General features: G+C 64.3%; 21 protein-coding genes. 8 read left to right on the top strand and 13 right to left on the bottom strand.

All coding sequences use genetic code 11. The features are described 5' to 3' along the window. Positions 1 to 35 precede the first annotated feature (35 nt). The 3 genes from RB623_RS22670 to RB623_RS22660 all read left to right on the top strand — a co-directional run bounded on the left by RB623_RS22670 (position 36) and on the right by RB623_RS22660 (position 2613). The gene (locus RB623_RS22670; protein ID WP_308059280.1) at positions 36 to 614 is read left to right on the top strand and encodes a DUF1214 domain-containing protein; all 579 of its coding nucleotides are present in this window, start codon (positions 36 to 38) and stop codon (positions 612 to 614) included. Further along, positions 607 to 1212 (top strand): DUF1254 domain-containing protein, encoded by a 606-nt coding sequence (locus tag RB623_RS22665; RefSeq protein WP_308059279.1) that lies wholly within the window; start codon positions 607 to 609, stop codon positions 1210 to 1212. The genes RB623_RS22670 and RB623_RS22665 overlap by 8 nt, the downstream gene beginning before the upstream one ends. Before the next feature lie 378 nt (positions 1213 to 1590). After that, on the top strand, positions 1591 to 2613 hold the full coding sequence (locus RB623_RS22660) for a hypothetical protein (RefSeq protein WP_308059278.1): 1023 nt from the start codon (positions 1591 to 1593) through the stop codon (positions 2611 to 2613). Here the strand turns inward: RB623_RS22660 and RB623_RS22655 are convergent. The 3 genes from RB623_RS22655 to RB623_RS22645 all read right to left on the bottom strand — a co-directional run bounded on the left by RB623_RS22655 (position 2600) and on the right by RB623_RS22645 (position 5612). Beyond that, positions 2600 to 2944 carry a DUF1491 family protein gene (locus RB623_RS22655; protein ID WP_308059277.1) on the bottom strand — a complete coding sequence of 115 codons (345 nt, stop codon included), beginning with the start codon at positions 2942 to 2944 and terminating at the stop codon, positions 2600 to 2602. The genes RB623_RS22660 and RB623_RS22655 overlap by 14 nt on opposite strands. Positions 2945 to 3016: 72 nt before the next feature. Beyond that, positions 3017 to 3865, bottom strand: coding sequence for a peptidoglycan-binding domain-containing protein (locus tag RB623_RS22650; RefSeq protein ID WP_308059275.1), 849 nt, complete (start codon positions 3863 to 3865; stop codon positions 3017 to 3019). Next, positions 3840 to 5612, bottom strand: coding sequence for a HAMP domain-containing sensor histidine kinase (locus RB623_RS22645; protein WP_308059274.1), 1773 nt, complete (start codon positions 5610 to 5612; stop codon positions 3840 to 3842). The genes RB623_RS22650 and RB623_RS22645 overlap by 26 nt, the downstream gene beginning before the upstream one ends. A 441-nt stretch (positions 5613 to 6053) precedes the next feature. Between RB623_RS22645 and RB623_RS22640 the strand changes: the two genes are divergently transcribed. Both RB623_RS22640 and RB623_RS22635 read left to right on the top strand, forming a co-directional pair. Continuing rightward, positions 6054 to 6428, top strand: coding sequence for a DUF5330 domain-containing protein (locus RB623_RS22640; RefSeq protein ID WP_308059273.1), 375 nt, complete (start codon positions 6054 to 6056; stop codon positions 6426 to 6428). A gap of 123 nt (positions 6429 to 6551) precedes the next feature. After that, entirely contained in the window at positions 6552 to 6971 is a 420-nt protein-coding gene (locus RB623_RS22635; protein WP_308059397.1) for a SufE family protein, read from the top strand. A gap of 19 nt (positions 6972 to 6990) precedes the next feature. Here RB623_RS22635 and RB623_RS22630 read toward each other — a convergent pair whose 3' ends face one another. Further along, positions 6991 to 7812 carry a DUF6456 domain-containing protein gene (locus RB623_RS22630; protein ID WP_308059272.1) on the bottom strand — a complete coding sequence of 274 codons (822 nt, stop codon included), beginning with the start codon at positions 7810 to 7812 and terminating at the stop codon, positions 6991 to 6993. Position 7813: 1 nt separating this feature from the next. After that, positions 7814 to 8224, bottom strand: a complete 411-nt coding sequence (locus RB623_RS22625; RefSeq protein ID WP_308059270.1) for a helix-turn-helix domain-containing protein — start codon at positions 8222 to 8224, stop codon at positions 7814 to 7816. A 204-nt stretch (positions 8225 to 8428) separates the two neighbouring features. On the opposite strand from RB623_RS22625, the gene RB623_RS22620 reads away from it, so the two are divergent. Beyond that, the gene (locus RB623_RS22620; protein WP_308059269.1) at positions 8429 to 8788 is read left to right on the top strand and encodes a cytoplasmic protein; all 360 of its coding nucleotides are present in this window, start codon (positions 8429 to 8431) and stop codon (positions 8786 to 8788) included. 14 nt (positions 8789 to 8802) lie between these two features. Here RB623_RS22620 and RB623_RS22615 read toward each other — a convergent pair whose 3' ends face one another. Then, positions 8803 to 9228: a MucR family transcriptional regulator gene (locus tag RB623_RS22615; RefSeq protein ID WP_308059268.1), complete on the bottom strand. Its 426-nt coding sequence runs from the start codon at positions 9226 to 9228 to the stop codon at positions 8803 to 8805. A gap of 522 nt (positions 9229 to 9750) precedes the next feature. Here RB623_RS22615 and RB623_RS22610 point away from each other — a divergent pair. After that, positions 9751 to 11865 carry a S9 family peptidase gene (locus RB623_RS22610; protein WP_308059267.1) on the top strand — a complete coding sequence of 705 codons (2115 nt, stop codon included), beginning with the start codon at positions 9751 to 9753 and terminating at the stop codon, positions 11863 to 11865. Between the two features lie 9 nt (positions 11866 to 11874). Here RB623_RS22610 and RB623_RS22605 read toward each other — a convergent pair whose 3' ends face one another. Continuing rightward, a complete protein-coding gene (locus tag RB623_RS22605) occupies positions 11875 to 12228 on the bottom strand; it encodes a helix-turn-helix domain-containing protein (protein WP_308059266.1) in 354 nt (117 codons plus the stop codon). A 105-nt stretch (positions 12229 to 12333) separates the two neighbouring features. Between RB623_RS22605 and RB623_RS22600 the strand changes: the two genes are divergently transcribed. Continuing rightward, a complete protein-coding gene (locus RB623_RS22600; RefSeq protein ID WP_308059265.1) occupies positions 12334 to 13038 on the top strand; it encodes a glutathione S-transferase family protein in 705 nt (234 codons plus the stop codon). Between the two features lie 63 nt (positions 13039 to 13101). On the opposite strand, the gene RB623_RS22595 is transcribed toward RB623_RS22600, so the two are convergent. From RB623_RS22595 to RB623_RS22570, 6 genes are all read right to left on the bottom strand, one after another. Beyond that, on the bottom strand, positions 13102 to 14043 hold the full coding sequence (locus tag RB623_RS22595; RefSeq protein ID WP_308059264.1) for a DMT family transporter: 942 nt from the start codon (positions 14041 to 14043) through the stop codon (positions 13102 to 13104). Positions 14044 to 14235: 192 nt separating this feature from the next. Then, entirely contained in the window at positions 14236 to 15189 is a 954-nt protein-coding gene (locus RB623_RS22590; RefSeq protein WP_308059263.1) for a cytochrome c, read from the bottom strand. An 11-nt stretch (positions 15190 to 15200) separates the two neighbouring features. Beyond that, a complete protein-coding gene (locus RB623_RS22585) occupies positions 15201 to 15638 on the bottom strand; it encodes a cytochrome c (RefSeq protein WP_308059261.1) in 438 nt (145 codons plus the stop codon). Positions 15639 to 15812: 174 nt separating this feature from the next. Next, positions 15813 to 16412, bottom strand: coding sequence for a superoxide dismutase (locus tag RB623_RS22580; RefSeq protein WP_308059260.1), 600 nt, complete (start codon positions 16410 to 16412; stop codon positions 15813 to 15815). Positions 16413 to 16592: 180 nt separating this feature from the next. Next, positions 16593 to 17468 carry a branched-chain amino acid aminotransferase gene (locus RB623_RS22575; protein WP_308059259.1) on the bottom strand — a complete coding sequence of 292 codons (876 nt, stop codon included), beginning with the start codon at positions 17466 to 17468 and terminating at the stop codon, positions 16593 to 16595. A gap of 53 nt (positions 17469 to 17521) precedes the next feature. After that, a partial coding sequence (locus tag RB623_RS22570; RefSeq protein WP_308059258.1) for a hypothetical protein occupies positions 17522 to 17702 on the bottom strand: 181 nt, incomplete at its 5' end.

Below are 17702 nucleotides of genomic sequence, written 5' to 3'. Positions count from 1 at the left end.
TGCCCTCACGCCGCCCACGCGATACGCCAGGATCGATGCTGAGGACCGTCCTGCTCACGCTGCTTGCCCTTGCCGTCGCCATCGGCGGCGGTGCGGCGAGTGTACTGGTGGCGCTGGACGCGCTCACCGGCCCGGTCCGCGTCGGCGGCTGGACCGTCTATCCCAACGCGGCCTCAGCGGATGCCGACCCCTACGCAAAGGCACGCGCCGCGCGCGACGGGTTGTTGCCGCTTGGCCGTGCCGAGGGACTTGCCTTCGTCGCGACGCGGGATTCGGCGGGCGACACCTTGCGGCGCGAGTGTTCCTATACGGTCGAGGGCGCGCTGCCGGCGGCGCGGCTGTGGACACTACACGCCGCCGGCCGGCCGATGCAGGCGTCTTCCTCCGACTTGCAAAGCCCGGAATTCCTGAGTTCCCGCGACGTGCTCTACCTGCCGGACGATTCGCTGCTGATCACCGTCGACGCACGGGCATCGCCGGGCAACTGGCTGGCAACCGGCGGCAGCGGCCCGATGCGGCTGGTGCTCGTCTTCTACGACACGCCGCTGGCGGCCGATGCCGACCTTGCCGCGGTCGCCATGCCGCAGGTGATCAAGGCGGGTTGTGGTGGCTGAGCGCGCGGAGTTTTCGCCGGGCCTTCTGGCCCCGGTAGATCCGCAGCGTCCCGGCGCATCGCGCTGGCCGCTTGCCTACGCGCTAATAATCGGCCTCGTCGGCGCCGGCATCGTCCACATCATCGTGCTGCTGCTCGTCCCCGAATTCGCCGACCGCAACGCCTGGACACGGCTTGCGGCGATCGCGCCGCTCAACAGGACGACGCCGCTCGAAGGCGATGCCCTGGACCTGATCGCCTCGCCGGATCCCGCCTTTCAGGTCGCCGCCTGCCGCTTCGACCTGGCGTCCGGCACGCTGCATGTCGCGGCGGCGGGCAAGGTGCCGTTCTGGTCGGCCTCGGTCTACGATCGCGGCGGCCGCGCCCTTTTCAGCCTCAACGACCGTTCGGGAACCGGCGAGGCGCTGGATTTCGTTGTGCTGACACCCGAGCAGATGATCGGGATCCGCCATGACCTGCCGGAGGAGTTCGCAAAGTCGGTCTTCGTGGAGATCCCCGCCGACGAAGGCATGCTGTTGGTGCGGGCCTTCGCGCCGGACGCGAGCTGGAAGCCACTCGTCTCGCGTTTCATCGCGGGCATGCGCTGCGCCCCGCAGTGAGATGCAATTCCTCGCAGAACCGCGCGGTTAGCTCGTCGGCAACGGCTGCGGCTGAAACTGTGCCATCCAGGTCGTCGGCGACCACTTTTGGCCGCTCGCCACTTCAGGCGCGCGCTCGTAGCGGACCCCGGGAAAGATGATGACGGTGGCGGGCGCACCTTGTTTATGAGTGTTTCCACCGGATGACTTACGCGGACGAAATGCCAGTACGTTGCCCATGTCGTTTGCCTCTCGACTGTGGGGAGCAAGCACGCAACGCCTCCACCCTCGATAAGGCCAGCAGACGGTTAACAGTCTTCTAACAAATCTTGGCTAATTTTCATTTTTGCCGGTCAGTTCTCAAAAGCCGGCGTGTGTCGAGTATCGGGCGTTCCCTCCGTGTCAGCATCAGACTTCCGGGACATCGTCGTAAAGGGTGACGCCGGCAAGGCCGAGCGCCTGTTCCGCGCCGCGGTGTCGGCCTTCTGCTCCATCACCCGGCCGTCGCGGCGCGAGGTGGCGCAACTCGAGGATCTGACGTTGCCGCTTTTCGACCAGGTGTCGGCCGAGGCCAGGCGCTACGTCGCCGCCGCGCTTTCCGAATGCGAGATCGCGCCGGCCGGCCTTGTCGCCAGGCTGGCCGACGAACGCATCGACGTCGCCGCGCCTTTGCTGATGCGCTCGGCGCATCTGCGCGACGTCGACCTGATCGCGCTGATCGGCAAGCACGGCATCGCGCATGCCCGCGTCATTGCCCGCCGGCCGTCGCTCAACCCGACCATCGCGCAGCTCGTCCGGGCGTTGGAAGCCTCCATCTCTGTCGTGCCGAGGATCGTGCGCGCCGCCGAGCCGGCGCCGAAACCCGCCCAGCCGGGCACCCTACCGCTACAGGACAGCGGACACGCGGCGGAAGAGGTGCGCGACCGGCTGCGCGAGATGATGCGCTCCGACCTGCGCTCGGCCTATTCGCTGGAAACCCGCGTGTCCGGCGACAATTCGGTCTTCCCGAAACTGCGCGACACCGCCTTCACCGGCAATGACACCTTCTTCCAAACGGCGCTTGCGGACGCGCTCGGCATGAACCTCGCAGCCGCGCGGGCCATCACCGAGGCCTCCAGCTATTCCTCGCTGCTTGCCGCCTTGCGCGCGCTCGATCTCTCTGAAGAACAGGCATTCATGATCGCCGCGGCGGTGTTCCCGGGGCAGTTCGCGCATGCGGAGGCGATCCGCATGTTCGCCGTGCGCTATCGCGCGCTCGACTACGAGACAGCGCGGGAAAGGGTGCGCGGCTGGAAGCTGGAGATCGTCGCCACCTGGCTGCAATGGAGTTCCGCAGCCGGCCGCGGCAGGCGCGCCGCCCGCTCCGGAGCTTTCGACACGCCGGCCGCCACCGGCGCCGCAAGCCGTCTCAAGGCGCCGTGACGGACAGCAGTTCGGCCGGGCTTTCGCCGCCCGCCTCGATCTCCACCACCCAGATGTCCGGATCGAAACGCTGCTCCTTGGCGAGCCGCGCTTCGACTTCGGCGTCGCCGCCCCGTATCAGTTCTGCGAACAGCCGCTCGTCCGGTTTTGCATCGTCGTAGCTCGCCTGCGCCGCCGGGCCGAACAGCGTCGTCTCGCCGAAGCGATCGCGGCTAGTGACGAAGATGGCGCCCGCCTCGAAGGCGCCGCGTCGCATCACCGCGCCATAACCGCCGCTGGCAAACACCCGCCTCAGCAGGGCGGAAACGAAAAGATCAGAAGTAACGCGCATGGGTTGGGCCGTAAACTGCAACAGCTTTTCTGGTTGTGCGGCGCCCGCCACATGGCCGCCTGCCGCCGCAAACTACTTCACGTAGCCCAGTTCACGCATTTTCCGGTAGAGTTTTTCGTCGGGCTCGCCTGTCACCGGCAGGCCGAAGATCGACTGGAATTCTCGGATGGCGTTTCGGGTCTTCGTACCCATCATGCCGTCGACGTCGATGCCGTCATTGCCGAACGCCTTCAGCCCGCTCTGCACCTTCTTGGTCAGGTTCACCTGCTCGACCCTGACCGTGTCGTCCGGCTTGTTGACCGCTGGCTCGGGTCGCGCTGCGGGCGCGGATTTCACGGCGACCTGTTGCTTCGGCTCGGCGGCCGGGCGCGGCGCCGGCGACGGGCGGATGCCGGCGGTGGTCGGCTCGATGCCGAGTTGGACCAGCAGTTCCTCGTCGATGCCGCTCTCGCCTGTCAGTCCGACCTTCGCACGGTAGGCGTCGATCGCGCGCGCCGTCGCCGGGCCGGACAGGCCGTCGACCGTGCCGTCGTAGAAGCCGAGTTCCTTGAGCACGCCCTGCACCTGCGCGGTCGCCGGATCGGACACGGCCGCCGGCTTTGGCGCTGCCGGCAGCGCGGACCTCGTCCCCAGCTTCTCAGGCGGCCGCTCGATCAGGAAGGTGGTTTCAGGTTCGGCCGCGTTCCGGTCGGCATCGGATGTGCGGACGAACTCGCGGGTGGGGAAGATCGCGCCGCGATGCGCGAAGGGCTGGTACCAGATGGCGTTGGCGGAGACGTAGCAGAAGGCCACCAGGAAGGCGGTCGAACCGCCCGCGATGACCGGATTGCGCGCGATCACGGCGCCCAGCGCCGACACGCCGCCCAGCCAGGACGCGCGCTTGGCCGGCGCGCGTTTAGCTTGCTTTGCGGAGCGTGCCATTCACGTCTTCTCCACCTCTTCCGCCGCGCAACCGCGCCAGCCCGCCACCATTCGCGCCTGCCGGCCCGTCGATGGGCAGGCCGATCGTCACCGTCGTTCCCTTGCCGAAAGTGCTGTCGATCGACATCGTGCCTTCGTGCAGCGCGACCAGGCCCTTGACCAGCGCAAGCCCCAGTCCGGTCCCTTCCACCTGCCTTGTATAATCATTCTGCACCTGCGCGAAAGGCTGGCCGATGCGGTTGAGATCGTCGGCGGCGATGCCGATGCCAGTATCGCTCACCCAGAAATGCAGCCGCGAGCCGATGCGCTTGGCGCCAACGGAAACCTCCCCGCCATCTGGCGTGAATTTTATCGCATTGGACAAAAGGTTGAGCAGCATCTGCTGCACCGCCCGCCGGTCCGCCTTCACCTCGCCGTTGCCGGTCGCGATGTCGGTCAACAGCCGGACCTGCTTCGCCTCGGCCTGCAGCCGCACCATGGCCGTGCAAAGTTCTGCCGCCTCGCCGAAGCGGAACGGCTCCGGATTGGTGGTGTAGGAGCCCGCCTCCATCTTCGACACGTCCAGGATCGAATTGACCACGGCGAGCAGGTGGTTGCCGGCCTCGCGCACGATCTCAACCGTCTCACGCTGGCGCGGATCGGCGAAGCGTCCATGCACCTCGCACAGAAGCATGTCGGAAAAGCCGATGATGGAATTCAGTGGCGTGCGCAATTCGTGGCTGACGGCGGCAAGGAAGCGGGTCTTGCCTGCCTCCAGCGAGGCATTCGCCTCCCTGGCTGCCGCGAGGGCGGCCCGCAGGTCGGCCACTTCCGAATTGTCGCGCAACGCTCCCGCTATGCCGGCTCCGGTCGTCGCCTGCGTCAGGTCGAGCGCCAGCGCGCGATGGAAGGGAGCGGCGCCCTCCTGGATTGCCGGCAGCCGCAGCCGAACCTCCACCTTGCGGCGGTCGGCGCCATCGCGCAGGTCGGCCAATGCACAGAGCAGCGCCACCCTGTCCGCGACATGGACCCGCTGGAAAAAGCCGGTGCCGATCAAGAGGTCCGGGTCGATGCCCAGCAGGTCCCGCGCCGCTGCGTCTATGTCGAGCAGGTCGCCATTGGGCGCGAACCGTACGCCGATCCTATCCTCATCCGTCACCGCAATGCTCTCGCTTGCGGGTCTGCGCGCCGCGCCAAGCGTCCCACTAGCGCGCGGCAAAAGCAGCGCCGCATAGGCGAGTGGCAGCAGCCATTGCCAGGCCGCCGCATCGGCACCCGCAAACAGTCCTGCAGCCGGAATGCCCTGCGAAAGGAGTACGGCCGCCATGGCGCCAACACCCCAGCCGAGCGCCCGGCGTGTGCGCAAGGCCAGCCACGCCTCGACTGGCAGCGCCGCCGCGATCAGCGTCAGCGGCGACTGCAGGCCGCCCGCCGCTGCGATCAGGAAGGCGATCTGCACCGTTGCCAGCGCCAGCATAGCCGCCAGCACAGCCCCCGCCGCGCGGCGCGCCATCACGGCGAGTGCCGCCAACCCGCAGCCGATGAAAGCCACGCAGGTGAAGGCCAGCGTCAGGTCCACGCCGATACCGGCCGGCAACAATGGCCAGGCGGCGATCGAAGCCAGGAACGGGTAGACGAGCAGCGTGCCGAGGATACGGCGCTGCACGGCGCGTTCGGCATCCACGGTCATGCGCGGGTGCACGATACGGTCGCAACCGTCGGCGACGGCACGCTTCAACTCGGCGTATCTGGTCGCGAAAAAACTCAACTCAACGCTTCCGGTACTGTCCGCTTCGCGGATCGATCTTGATTGTTTGGACCCTCGCACCGAGCCTTTAAGGAATGAATAAAAGCGGCTCTCTCGTGCAGTGCCCCGGTCGCGAAAATGGCCGAGCGCCGGCAAGGCCCCTCAAGACTTCGATCCATAGTAAACGGAGCGTTTCGGCGGGCCGGCTATCTCGTTTCGGATCAATTCCGGAATTGATTCAGGAAAAGTACGCATGATCAATGAGTTATATGGTCACCAAAACGTTAAATCGAGCTCATGCAAATTTATACTGATTTTCAGACAAGTCGAAACCTTTCCAATTCGTTTCAAACTTGCAGAAAATTCACTGAACGGGAACAAGTGCTTTTTCGCAGGCTTGTGTCAAAGTGTCCGTGTTGAGTCGGGGGAGCGAAACGCTCCGCCATCGACGGAGACGGTGACATGGGTTTCCTGTTGCGAATCGCATTCTGGTTTTCGCTGGTTCTGTTGGTTCTGCCGCTCGACATCGGCAGTGAGCAGAAGGGCGAAGAGCCGGTCGGCGCCATCCAGACGTTCCTCGCGGCCCGCGAGGCCGTCACCGATCTGTCGGCCATCTGCGAGCGCAAGCCGGACGTGTGCGAGGTCGGCAGGTCGGCCATGAACACCATCGGCGTGCGCGCCCGCGAGGCCGCCCGTATCGCTTATGAGGTGCTCGACGAGAATTTTGGCGAGACCGACAAATCCGCCACCGGCACCGTCAGGCGGCCGGCCGCCGAGGTCGAGGGCACTGCTGCTGTCCCCCCAGCAAAGCCCGAGCCGGCCCTCACCAAATCCTGAGCGGGATCGCCCGGCCTGTCCTCTTCGCCGGGCGCGGCGAACCGGGTCGAATACCTTCTGCAACTGCGGCTCCATCGCCGCTTTTTCCGTGACGCGGCGGTCTTCCACCCCTATATCGTGCCCATCATGAACACGATCCAGGCCATCCGCGACGACTTCGCGTTCCTCGACGAATGGGAAGACAAGTACCGCTACGTCATCGATCTCGGCGAGTCGCTGCCGGCTTTCCCGGAAGCCGCACGCGACGCGGCCCATAAGGTGCAGGGCTGCGTCAGCCAGGTCTGGCTCGTCACCCAACGCGGCGAAGGACCGGACCCCGTTCTGACCTTCCTGGGCGATTCGGACGCTCATATCGTGCGCGGCCTTGTCGCCATCATGCTCGCCCTGTTCTCCGGCCGGCGCGCCGGCGAGATCGTCTCGACTGACGCCGAGGGGCTGATGCGCTCGCTCGGACTCAACGAGCACCTGACCCCGCAGCGCGCCAACGGCCTGCGCGCCATGGTCAAGCGCATCAAGCAGGACGCCCAGGCGGCGCTGTCCTGACACGCGCACAAGGCCGCCTTCACCCCTGCGCATTGAGATCCGGCCTGAAACCTTCCGCCCCCCAGTGAAACATGGCCTGTGCCCGGCTTTTCGCCGGCGGATAATAGTGCCGCGCCAGCATCCCCAGCGCGGTCTTCAGCAGCATCTTCGCTGACCGCGCCGGCCAGCCGCGCTCGCGCTCAACCGTCTCCAGCCCTTTCAGGAAGCAGCATACGTCCACCAGCAGGCCCGAGAGTTCCGGTCCGACGGCCTTCAGCGCCAGATCGACCCGCTGTCGCGCCGCGAGTGCCGCGTCTGTCAGATCGGCGATGCCGTTAGTGTCGCCGCGCCGGCCATCCGCTACGTCAGCCTCCCAATTGGCGCCCAGACGCTGCATGATGTGGCCGCGCGTATAGTCGCTCCGCAGCCTTTCACCCGCCTCGAACTCGGCGCTGGTGAGAAAGCGCCGGCCGCCCTTCGCTTTCAGTCGCATCAACTGCGCCAGCGGCGACTCCGCCAGATTGATCTCGGCCGCCACCGAATATCCGTCGCCGGACGGCACCGGCGCGGTCTCGATATGCCGATGCTGGCGCTGGAATGCATCGCCCGCATCGCCAGCGTCGGCGCATCGAGCCAACGCCATGCGGCCCGCCGCGGTGATCATGACCGAACGGCCACGCCGCACGATCGACCCGCCGCTGGCCATCCGCCGCAGCACCACGCCGTCGACAGAAAGAGCGCCCGTATCGTTGCGCAACAGCGCCGTGTCGTCGCCCACCGCCGGTTCGACCGTCGCAGGACCGCCACCGAGCAACGACAGCACCCGCACCGTCATCTTCTGCTGACCATCGCAATTCGTCATTCTAAACCTCCAGGCGTCCTCGGAAGGCGGCAAGCGCCACCTTTTCCGTTGTGGCAATCGCGCGATCGAAGTCCTCGTCCTCGCGCATGTCCTCGATGAGATGGCAGGCATGGCGCACCGTGGTTCGATCACGGACGAAGCCGCGCCCGACCTCATGCATGCTGACGCCCAGCGAGACATGGGTCACGTACATCGCGATCTGCCTGACGCGCGCCACGTCGGCCTCGCATCTGCCGGTCTGGCGCATTTCCTTGCTGGGCACATTGTAAAGCGCCGCACAGATATCGATCATCGCCTCGCAGATCTCCATGGTGCGTTCGCCTCGCTTGCCACGATCCAGGGGTTCGTCCCGCACGCGTGCCGGCGGTGCCGCCTTCATCGGTTTCATCGCCAACGCCGTCTGGACCTGCACTGCAACCCCCTGTTCTAGGAATATCTTCTTATATCAGGACGCGCGCAGGGTGTGAACAAAATGCGAACAAGAAAAGCAGGCCGACACGTCTTTCCATTTGAAAACATTACTCTTTTTCTGTCGGCTAAACTTTTTTCAGGTCGAATTTATCCCCCTCCCCGAAACGGCCTTTAGCCTTCCGCTCATCCAAGGAGCGAAAGCGACATGAACGACCTCGGTTTTGAAATCCGGACTTTCCTCGCCGGCAAGAAGGAGGAACGGGCCAAGGCATCGCAGCTCGTTGCCGTGCAGATTGTCTGCGGGCAGGATCTCTCGGCACTGCTCGACGCGGGCAAGGAAGCACGGCAGACAGCGCTCGGCCGCATCCGGCGGCTACTGGCGCGCGAACGCCTGAAAGGCCTGTCAGGCCACTGGAGCTATGATCTCAACCGCCACATCGCGCTGAAACAGGCTTGCGACCGGCTACAAGACGTGGACGCCGTGCGCGGCTCGGGCGACATCAAAGCTCCAGGAACGCGAAACGGCGCCCGAAGGCGCCGTCCGCAATCATCCAGAATAGGATAGGCCGTCGGGACGGCTCAGCGGGTCTTCTTCTTGCGGCCCAGGCCCATCTTCTTGGCGAGCTGCGAGCGCGCGGAGGCGTAGTTCGGCGCGACCATCGGATACGCCGGGTCGAGAGCCCACTTCTCACGATACTGCTCGGGCGTGAGATTGTAGTGGGTCATCAGGTGACGCTTAAGCGACTTGAACTTCTTTCCATCTTCCAGGCAGATGATGTAGTCGTCATTAACCGAGCGCTTCGGGTTCACGGCCGGCTTCTGCTTTTCTGCCACCGGCTGCTCGGAAGGCGTTCCAACGCGGCCCAGCGCGGCATGAATGTCGGCGATGAGGTTAGGAAGTTCGCCAACTGGTACAGGATTGTTGCTGACATAAGCAGCCACGACATCCGCGGTCAGTTCGATCAGCATTTCACCATTTTTTGCGGTCGTATCGGAGATATCCATGGTCTTCTGGCCCCAAGAGAGAGTGATCTAGCGCCCTGTCTTTGCTTGAACCATGCAGGGCTGCGACTGACTTGACACGAACGCGGACGTTACGAGTCGCATCGACCCGACTAAATGGAGCGGTTCTCAAGTCAAGTCAACACACAACTTGGTCTTTATTGCTGCCCGAAGCAGTCGATCACAATGTTGCGTTCGAAAACTGCTGCTGTCGTTTTTTCCAAGATCAGTCGCAACCAACTGTTGTGCGGACCTTGACCCTGCGTCACTGAAGGTTTTTGGGCTAACCATTGCCAGTCCATTGGTCTAATCAGCCCGATTGTGCCCGTTTTTGTGGATTTGCCGCCCTGGCAACTTCCGCAGTACCCTGAGACAAAAATCGGCAGCCGTCCGCCACATGCCCGCCAAGGGTGTTCGATATCGGTCCGCTTCTGTATATCGAGATTGCGTCACCGACGGCCCGCCAAAGGCACCGGCCGGCGGGGTGTCGTGCGCGTTCCTTCCACCTCGTCTCAGCGAGATCTTATGAAACAGCCTCTCTTCCCTTCCGCCACCCCGCCGGCCACCGAGGAGCGCAGCTTCACCGACACGCGCCACGGCATCACCCGCACCGACGAGTTCGCCTGGCTGCGCGCCGACAACTGGCAAGAGGTTTTCCGCGATCCGTCCGTGCTCGACCCGGCCATCCGCAAGCATCTGGAGGCAGAAAATGCCTACCAGCAAGTCTTGATGTCCGACACCGCGGACCTGCGAAAGACACTGTTCCAGGAAATGAAGGGTCGCATCAAGGAGGACGATTCCTCCGTCCCCATGAAGGACGGGCCGTACGCCTACGGCTCTTCTTACAAGAAGGGCGGCGAGCATCCGCGCTTCTTCCGCACGCCGCGCGACGGCGGCGCGGAGGAAATCATCCTCGACGGCGACGCCGAAGCCGAAGGCAAGGCCTATTTCAATCTTGGCGGCATGGACCATTCCTCCGATCACAATCGCCTGATCTGGAGTTTCGACGACAAGGGTTCGGAATTCTTCACGCTGAAGACACGCGACCTTGGCATCGGAGAAGACCTTGCCGACATTATTCCCGATACGTCAGGTTCGGGCGTCTGGGATGCCGGCAATGCGGGTTTCTTCTACACCCGTCTCGACCCCAACCATCGTCCGTCGAAAGCCTTCTATCACCAACTCGGCACCGACATGGCCGACGACCGGCTGGTCTACGAAGAAACCGACGCCGGCTTCTTCATGGGCGTCGGCGGCACCCGCGACAGCCGCTGGATCATGATCGGCATCAACGATCACGAAACCTCGGAATACCGCATCCTCGACGCCGCCACGCCGGACGCCGAGCCGAAGCTGGTGGCGGCGCGCGAAGCGGGCCTGCAATACGACCTCGAGGAAGGCGGCGACGTGTTCTTCGTGCTCACCAACGCCGACGGCGCCAAGGATTTCAAGATCATGACCGCGCCGGTCGACGATCCGCGGCGCGAGAACTGGGTGGAACTGGTCCCCCACGAGCCCGGCCGCCTCATCCTTTCGGTCGTCGGCTTCAGGGATTTCGTGGTCCGGCTGGAGCGCAAGGACAGCCTGCCGCGCATCGTCATCCGCGACCGCGCCGACGGCAGCGAGCACATGATCGCCTTCGACGAGGAAGCCTATTCGCTCGGCCTGATGGGCTCCTACGAATACAACACCGACGTGGTGCGCTTCTCCTATTCGTCGATGACCACGCCGGGCCAGGTGTTCGACTACGACATGCGCACGCGCCAGCGCACGCTACTCAAGACCCAGGAAGTCCCATCGGGCCATGATCCTGAGCACTATGTCACCCGCCGCCTGATGGCGCCCTCCCATGACGGCGAACTGGTGCCGATCTCGCTCATCCATCATCGCGACACATCGATCGACGGCTCCGCGCCCTGCCTGCTCTATGGCTATGGCGCCTACGGCATCGCCATCCCCGCCGGCTTCAACACCAACATCCTGTCGCTTGCCGATCGCGGCTTCGTCTACGCCATCGCTCACATCCGCGGCGGCAAGGACAAGGGTTTTGCCTGGTACGAGGACGGCAAGCGGCAAAAGAAGACCAATACTTTCCTCGACTTCATCGCCGCGGCGACACACCTCGTCGCCGAAAACTACACCCGCCATGACCGCATCATTGCGCAGGGCGGTTCAGCCGGCGGCATGCTGATGGGCGCGGTCGCCAATCTCGCGCCGGATGCGTTCGGCGCCGTAATCGCCGAGGTGCCCTTCGTCGATGTGCTCGACACCATGCTCGACGACACGCTGCCGCTGACCCCGCCCGAATGGCCGGAATGGGGCAATCCGATCGCCTCCGTCGAGGACTACCGGACGATCGCCGCCTATTCGCCCTACGACAATGTCGGTGCGAAAAACTATCCGCCGATCCTGGCGGTGGCCGGCCTCACAGACCCGCGCGTCACCTATTGGGAGCCGGCGAAATGGGTGGCGCGGCTGCGCAAATTGAAGACCGGCGACAATCCGGTGCTGTTCAAGATCAACATGGATGCCGGCCATGCCGGCGCATCCGGCCGCTTTTCGCGGCTGGAGGAGATCGCGTTTAATTATGCCTTTGCGCTGAAAGTCACCGGCAAGGTCGACGCAGCAGTCAGCGCCTGACGACGACGGTCACGCCGCCGGCCGCAGAACGGCCGGCTCAACCTGCCTGGCCCCGCGCCTCGTGTCTTGCCACCAGTCGCCCAGTGCATCGACCAGCGGCAGCAGGGCGAGGCCGGCCGGCGTGAGATCATAGTCGACGCGCAGCGGATAGCCGGAATGGGCGGTGCGGGTGATGATGCCCGCCGCCTCGAGTTTTCGCAGTTCCAGCGTCAGGATGCGGTGCGACACGGTCGGGTTGTCGCGGCGCAGCTCGTTGAACCGCTTGGTGCCATCCTTCAGGTAATAGATCAGCAGCGTCGGCCAGCGGCCGCTCAGCACCCGCATCACGTCCTCGATCGGGCAGCTCGAAACCGTGTCCTTCATCGGGCGCTCCTGGTTACAAAATTGTGCGTAATTTACCTGGGCTCTTCCGCCACCTAGATCAAGCTCCGCTGCGCAGCGTGATTTCTTTCATCACGGAGCTGAACTATGGAACCTATTCTCGTCTACGGCTTCCCGGCGGGAAGCTCGATGGGCCTCGTCGCCGCCTTCGAACTGATGGGCCGGCCCTACCGGCTGTGCCGCGTCGACATGCTGAACGACATGAAGAACGACCGTTTTGCGCGCATCAACGGGCGGCAGGAAACACCTGTCCTGATCACCGAGGAGGGCCGGGCGCTGACCGAGACGATGGCGATCATCCATTGGATAGAGCAGCGCGACACGGCGCGCCGCGTCACCTTCGAACCGAAGTCGCCGGAGGCCGACCGGATGTATCAGCTCGCGGCTTTCGTCAACACCGGCTTCACCGGCGCATTCAGCCCGCTCTGGGTCGCCTACGAGACCGAGGACGGCGATCCCGCCTATCTCGACGCGCTCCGCCGCTACGGGCGCCAGGCGGTCAAGGATCGTCACGATCGTCTCGAAGCCATGATCCCGCAAAGCGGCTTCCTGGTCGGGGATCGCATGACGGTCGCAGACACCACGCTGATCGGCGTGGCGCGCTGGGCGGAGTTCCACAAAGCCATCGACGGCGGCGACTACCCGAAGCTCGCGGCGCTCAGGCGGCGCATCGAAGCCGAGCCAGTAGTGCAATTTGCCGAAGCGTTGGAATATGGCGACCTTCCCGCCGGTTCCGGCGCAGTCCTCGGACACGTCCCGCTGGACGAGGTGATCGACCGTTTCGGCGCGTAGGCACGCGCGCCGAATCGCCTCGGGAGGCAATGCCTCCCGAGGCTCCGGATGCCGAGGTTGCGGCTACCGCCGCCCGCGAATGACAAGCACGTTGCCGACCGCCACCAGAACCAGGCCCGCCAGCGCAAAAAGCGTCCAGCGATAGCCCTCGAGGCCGGTGGAGATGAGGAGCGCGAAGACCGGAAAGATCACGGTGGCGTAACCGGCCCGGGCCGGGCCGATCCGGTTGAGCAAGGTGAGGTAGGCGGCAAAAGCCATCACGGTCGAAACCACGGCCAGGAAGACCAGCGATCCGAGATAGGTGACAGTGGGCTCGATGATGAAGCGCTTGCCCTGGACGAGCGCCAAAACCGCGCTCCACAACGTGCCGTAGAGCATGCCCCAGGCATTGGTCGTGACGATCGGCAGTCCGCGCCGATAGCAACTCGCCGAGATCAGGTTTCCGAAGCAAAACGACAGGGTTCCGCACAGGCACAGCGCGAGGCCGATCAAGGTGCTTCCGGAAAATCCGTCGCGACCGATCTCGGGCAGGAACATCAGCGCAATGCCGGAAAAACCGAGCAGCCCGCCGATGAGCACGCGTCCCGCAGGACGTTCGCGCATGACGACGGCTGCAAGGGCGAGATTGATGACGGACGCCAGCGAGAAAACGACGGACAGAAGTCCGCTGACCAGATACTGCGCGCCGTAGTAGAAGAACAGGAAGTTCGACGAGAAGATCAGGACGCCGAGCGCAGCGATACGCAGGTGATCGGCAAGCGCGATGCGCAGCCTACCGCCGGACACCACGAGCCATCCGAACATCAACAGCGTCGCGATGGCGAAGCGCCAGACCAGGTTGACCTCGTTGGGCACCGTGCCGACCTGCAGCTCGATGGCAAACCACGATGCGCTCCAGGCAACGACGGTCAGCGCGTAGAGCCCATAGTCCAGCGGCTCGAAGCTTCGATCCGTCGGGCGTTTCGGCGATACGGGCTCGGTCAGCGGCGCGGGGCGGATGTTCATGAAGGGTCCTCTCTGCAAGGGCCCATAGTTGGCCGCCAGCGCGACGTCCAACCAATTTGCCTGATGCATCCTTCAATGCGCCGGAAGAGCGCAACCGGGGGTCTACGAGGACGGTGTGATGCGGATCTCTACAGGGCCGGGACCATCGCGCCCTACTGCCCTACTGCCCTACTGCCCTACTGCCCTACTGCCCTACTGCCCTACTGCCTGCCCCCTCGCCGGATATCCATTCGCATGCGGCGGCACCGCCTTGAGATACGCCGCGATCGCCGCGCGGTCCTCCTGCGCCAGCCGCGCCATGTTCTTCTGAACCTCTACCATCGAACCGCCGACCGAATCGAAATCCGGGGTAAAGCCACTCTCCAGGAGATAGGCGATGTCGCCCGCCGACCAGCCGTCGATACCCCCTTCCCCACCGGTGATGTTGGGTACGTTGCCCTGCCCCTCTGCGGCGACCGCGCCGGCCAGCCACTGCGACTTTTCCGGCCCGCCTATAAAATCGCGCGGCGTGTGGCATTCGCCGCAATGGCCCGGTCCCTCGACCAGGTAGCGGCCGGCCAGGATTTTTTCGTCCGTGCCCTCCGGAAAACTAACGACCGGCTGGTCGCTAAGATAAAGAAGCTTCCACAACCCCAGCCCGCGCCGGATGTTGAACGGGAAGCTCAACTGGTGTCCGGCCGCCTTGCCGGGCACCGCCGGCAAGGTCTTCATGTAGGCAAAAAGGTCGGCAATGTCGGCGGATTTCATCCGCGCATAAGACGCATATGGGAAGGCCGGATAGAAGTGCGAGCCGTCCGGCGAGACGCCCTTCAGCATGGCGTTCGCCAGGTCGCCGACGCTCCAATTGCCGATGCCGTCGGCCGGGTCCTGCGAGATGTTGGGCGCGACAAAAATGCCGAACGGCGTCTTCAGTTGAACGCCGCCGGCCAGTTGCAGCCTATCCTCGCCCTGCGACCCCGGCTTGGCGTGGCAGGACGTGCAGCCGCCCGCCCAGAAGATGCGTTCGCCGCGCGCCGCGTCGCCCGTACCAAGGCTCGCAACCGTGACCTCGTCCAGCCGCTGCGGCGCCGACAGCACCCATCCGGCCACCGCCGCGGCGCCGGCCATAGCCGCCACACCGATGGCAAGCTTGTCGAAGAAGCCCATCCCGCGCGGGATCAGCCTTTCTTGATCCGGAACGTCTCGTGGCAGCCGCCGCAATTCGCCCCGATTGCGCCAACAGTCGCCTTGACCCCATCGGCGTCGGCCGGCGGCGCGGCAAGCGTGGCAGCGGCGTCGGTCCTGAACTTGTCGGCCTTGGCTTGGAAACCGGCCATGTCTTCCCAGATCTTCGGCGAGGCGGTTGTGTCGCCCTTGTCGCTGCCTGCAGGGAACAGGACTGCCACGTCAAGATTCTGCGCATCGTCGTTCAGCGTCTGCAGGGCCGCAAGCACGACGGCGGCGTCGAAGGGCGCCTCGCCCTTGGTGATCGCCACGAGTTGCCCGATGGCCTTGCCGTTTGCCTTCATCAGCGCCTTGCGGTCGGCGATCGGATCGGCGCTCACCGCCGGCGCCGTCAGCGCGAGCAGGGAGATGGCGAGAAGCAGTTTTTTCATGGAAGTCCCTCTGGGTTGCGGATGGCTGCCTGAGGAGGCTAACGACGAGCTTGCACGAGTTCTTGCGACGCGCAACTTCACGGTTTCGTGAACTTTATTGGGACTTCCGAGCCGCCCAACAAAAAAACCCCGGCGAACCGGGGTTTTCGATAAGGACTCAGATGCTTGACGGGCTCACTTCGCCTTTTCGTAGAGCTCGAGCACGTAGTCCCAGTTAATCAGGCTGTCGACGAACGCCTCGAGATATTTCGGTCGGGCGTTGCGGTAGTCGATGTAATAGGAATGCTCCCACACGTCGACGCCGAGGATCGGCGTGGCGCCGTGCACCAGCGGGTTTTCGCCGTTCGGCGTCTTGGAGATGGCGAGCTTGCCGTCCTTGACCGACAGCCAGGCCCAGCCGGAGCCGAACTGCGTGGTGCCGGCGGCGATGAAGTCGGCCTTGAACTTGTCGTAGCCGCCGAGATCTGCGTCGACAGCCTTTTGCAGCGCGCCGGGCAGCTTGTTGCCGCCGCCGCCCTTCTTCATCCATTTCCAGAAGTGGATATGGTTGTAGTGCTGGCCGGCATTGTTGAACAGGCCGGCATTCTTGCCGAACGACTGCTTGACGATCTCTTCCAGCGAAAGGTTTTCCATGCCGGCTTCGGCGGCGAGCTTGTTGCCGTTGTCGACATAGGCCTTGTGGTGCTTGTCGTGATGGTATTCGAGCGTCTCCTTCGACATGAAGGGCTGGAGCGCCTCGTAATCGTAAGGCAAAGCGGGCAGTTCGAAAGCCATGGCAATACTCCCTCGTTGGCTAGAGATCGGCCTTGTTGGCCGGGAGAAGACGGGTCACGACCGCTGGGAAAACTCCGCCGCGGCGCGTCGGTTCCCTTCTAAGCAGGTTCCGGAAAACTGTCACACGGTTTTCCTTCCAAAACCTGCGGCGAAATGAGAATCAAACCATCGCCTTGCGGCTCACGCGGCGGTCGCGTGCGCCCATTCCCAGTAGAGTTCGCGCGCCTTGCGCGCGACCGGGCCGGGCTGCAGGTCGCGGTCCTCAATGCGGGTCACCGGCACAACCTTGGAGTAGTTGCCGGTGGAGAAAATCTCGTCGGCAAAGCGGAAATCGCGCGGCGTCAGCGTCTTCTCGATTGTGCGAAAGCCGTAGTCGCCAAGCAGGCCGATGGTGCGCGAGCGCGTGATGCCGGAGAGGAACGTGCCGTTCGGCGACGGCGTGAACACCTGCCCATCCTTGACCAGAAAGATGTTGGAGGATCCCGTCTCGGCGACATTGCCCAGCATGTCGAGCACCAGCGCGTTGTCGAAGCCGCGCATGAGCGCCTCCATGATTGCGCGGCCATTGTTGGGATAGAGGCAACCGGCCTTGGCGTCGGTCGGCATGGTCTCCATGGTCGGGCGGCGGAACGGAGAGACGGTCAGCGAGAAGCCGCCCGGCGCCGGCATCGGCACCTCATAGAGGCACAGGCAGAAACGCGTCGATTCCGGGTCGGGCGGCACGCCCATGTAGCCGCCATGCTCGGCCCAATACATCGGCCTTATGTAGATCGCCGTCTTGCCGTCGAATTTTTTCAGCCCGTCCCAGGTCAGGCCGACGATCTCCTCGGCCGTCTTGGTCGGCCTGAGGCCGAGGCTGATCGCGGAAGCGTTCACCCGCGCCGCGTGACGATCGAGGTCGGGCGCCACGCCTTCGAACCAGCGTGCCCCGTCGAACACGCTGGAGGCCAGCCAGAACGCATGGCTGCGCGGCCCCAGGATCGCGACATTGCCCTCGTGCCAGTCGCCATCGACATAGGTCCAGGTGGCGGTCTGCGCCGCTGCGGCGAGTGTCATGGTCGAAACGCCTCCGGTTGGATGGCCATGGAAAGCCGCTTTGCGCCGGCAGGTCAACCGGGACGGCGAGGCAAAACGGTGGGCCACACGACATCGGACATGACGTTGGGCGACCGCTGACCTGCCCCCGGTAATTTCCTCCAGTTGAGATTAGAGTCCGGCCCTTGTTTGAAGGACGGACTGATGAAGAGAAAGCGGTTTACGGAAGAGCAGATCATTGCGGTTTTGCGCGAG

The organism is Mesorhizobium sp. LHD-90, from assembly GCF_030929505.1.
Classification (GTDB): Bacteria; Pseudomonadota; Alphaproteobacteria; order Rhizobiales; family Rhizobiaceae; genus Kumtagia.
This window is presented reverse-complemented; position numbering and strand designations above follow the sequence as displayed.

What these genes read in the sequence shown, in the direction of transcription:
- RB623_RS22670 (WP_308059280.1), top strand. Translation starts at nt 36, where the DNA reads ATGCTGAGGACCGTCCTGCTCACGCTGCTTGCCCTTGCCGTCGCCATC.
- RB623_RS22650 (WP_308059275.1), bottom strand. Translation starts at nt 3,865, where the DNA reads ATGGCACGCTCCGCAAAGCAAGCTAAACGCGCGCCGGCCAAGCGCGCG.
- RB623_RS22655 (WP_308059277.1), bottom strand. Translation starts at nt 2,944, where the DNA reads ATGCGCGTTACTTCTGATCTTTTCGTTTCCGCCCTGCTGAGGCGGGTG.
- RB623_RS22580 (WP_308059260.1), bottom strand. Translation starts at nt 16,412, where the DNA reads ATGGCTTTCGAACTGCCCGCTTTGCCTTACGATTACGAGGCGCTCCAG.
- RB623_RS22605 (WP_308059266.1), bottom strand. Translation starts at nt 12,228, where the DNA reads ATGAAGGACACGGTTTCGAGCTGCCCGATCGAGGACGTGATGCGGGTG.
- RB623_RS22590 (WP_308059263.1), bottom strand. Translation starts at nt 15,189, where the DNA reads ATGGGCTTCTTCGACAAGCTTGCCATCGGTGTGGCGGCTATGGCCGGC.
- RB623_RS22600 (WP_308059265.1), top strand. Translation starts at nt 12,334, where the DNA reads ATGGAACCTATTCTCGTCTACGGCTTCCCGGCGGGAAGCTCGATGGGC.
- RB623_RS22610 (WP_308059267.1), top strand. Translation starts at nt 9,751, where the DNA reads ATGAAACAGCCTCTCTTCCCTTCCGCCACCCCGCCGGCCACCGAGGAG.
- RB623_RS22620 (WP_308059269.1), top strand. Translation starts at nt 8,429, where the DNA reads ATGAACGACCTCGGTTTTGAAATCCGGACTTTCCTCGCCGGCAAGAAG.
- RB623_RS22585 (WP_308059261.1), bottom strand. Translation starts at nt 15,638, where the DNA reads ATGAAAAAACTGCTTCTCGCCATCTCCCTGCTCGCGCTGACGGCGCCG.
- RB623_RS22595 (WP_308059264.1), bottom strand. Translation starts at nt 14,043, where the DNA reads ATGAACATCCGCCCCGCGCCGCTGACCGAGCCCGTATCGCCGAAACGC.
- RB623_RS22640 (WP_308059273.1), top strand. Translation starts at nt 6,054, where the DNA reads ATGGGTTTCCTGTTGCGAATCGCATTCTGGTTTTCGCTGGTTCTGTTG.
- RB623_RS22630 (WP_308059272.1), bottom strand. Translation starts at nt 7,812, where the DNA reads ATGACGAATTGCGATGGTCAGCAGAAGATGACGGTGCGGGTGCTGTCG.
- RB623_RS22575 (WP_308059259.1), bottom strand. Translation starts at nt 17,468, where the DNA reads ATGACACTCGCCGCAGCGGCGCAGACCGCCACCTGGACCTATGTCGAT.
- RB623_RS22615 (WP_308059268.1), bottom strand. Translation starts at nt 9,228, where the DNA reads ATGGATATCTCCGATACGACCGCAAAAAATGGTGAAATGCTGATCGAA.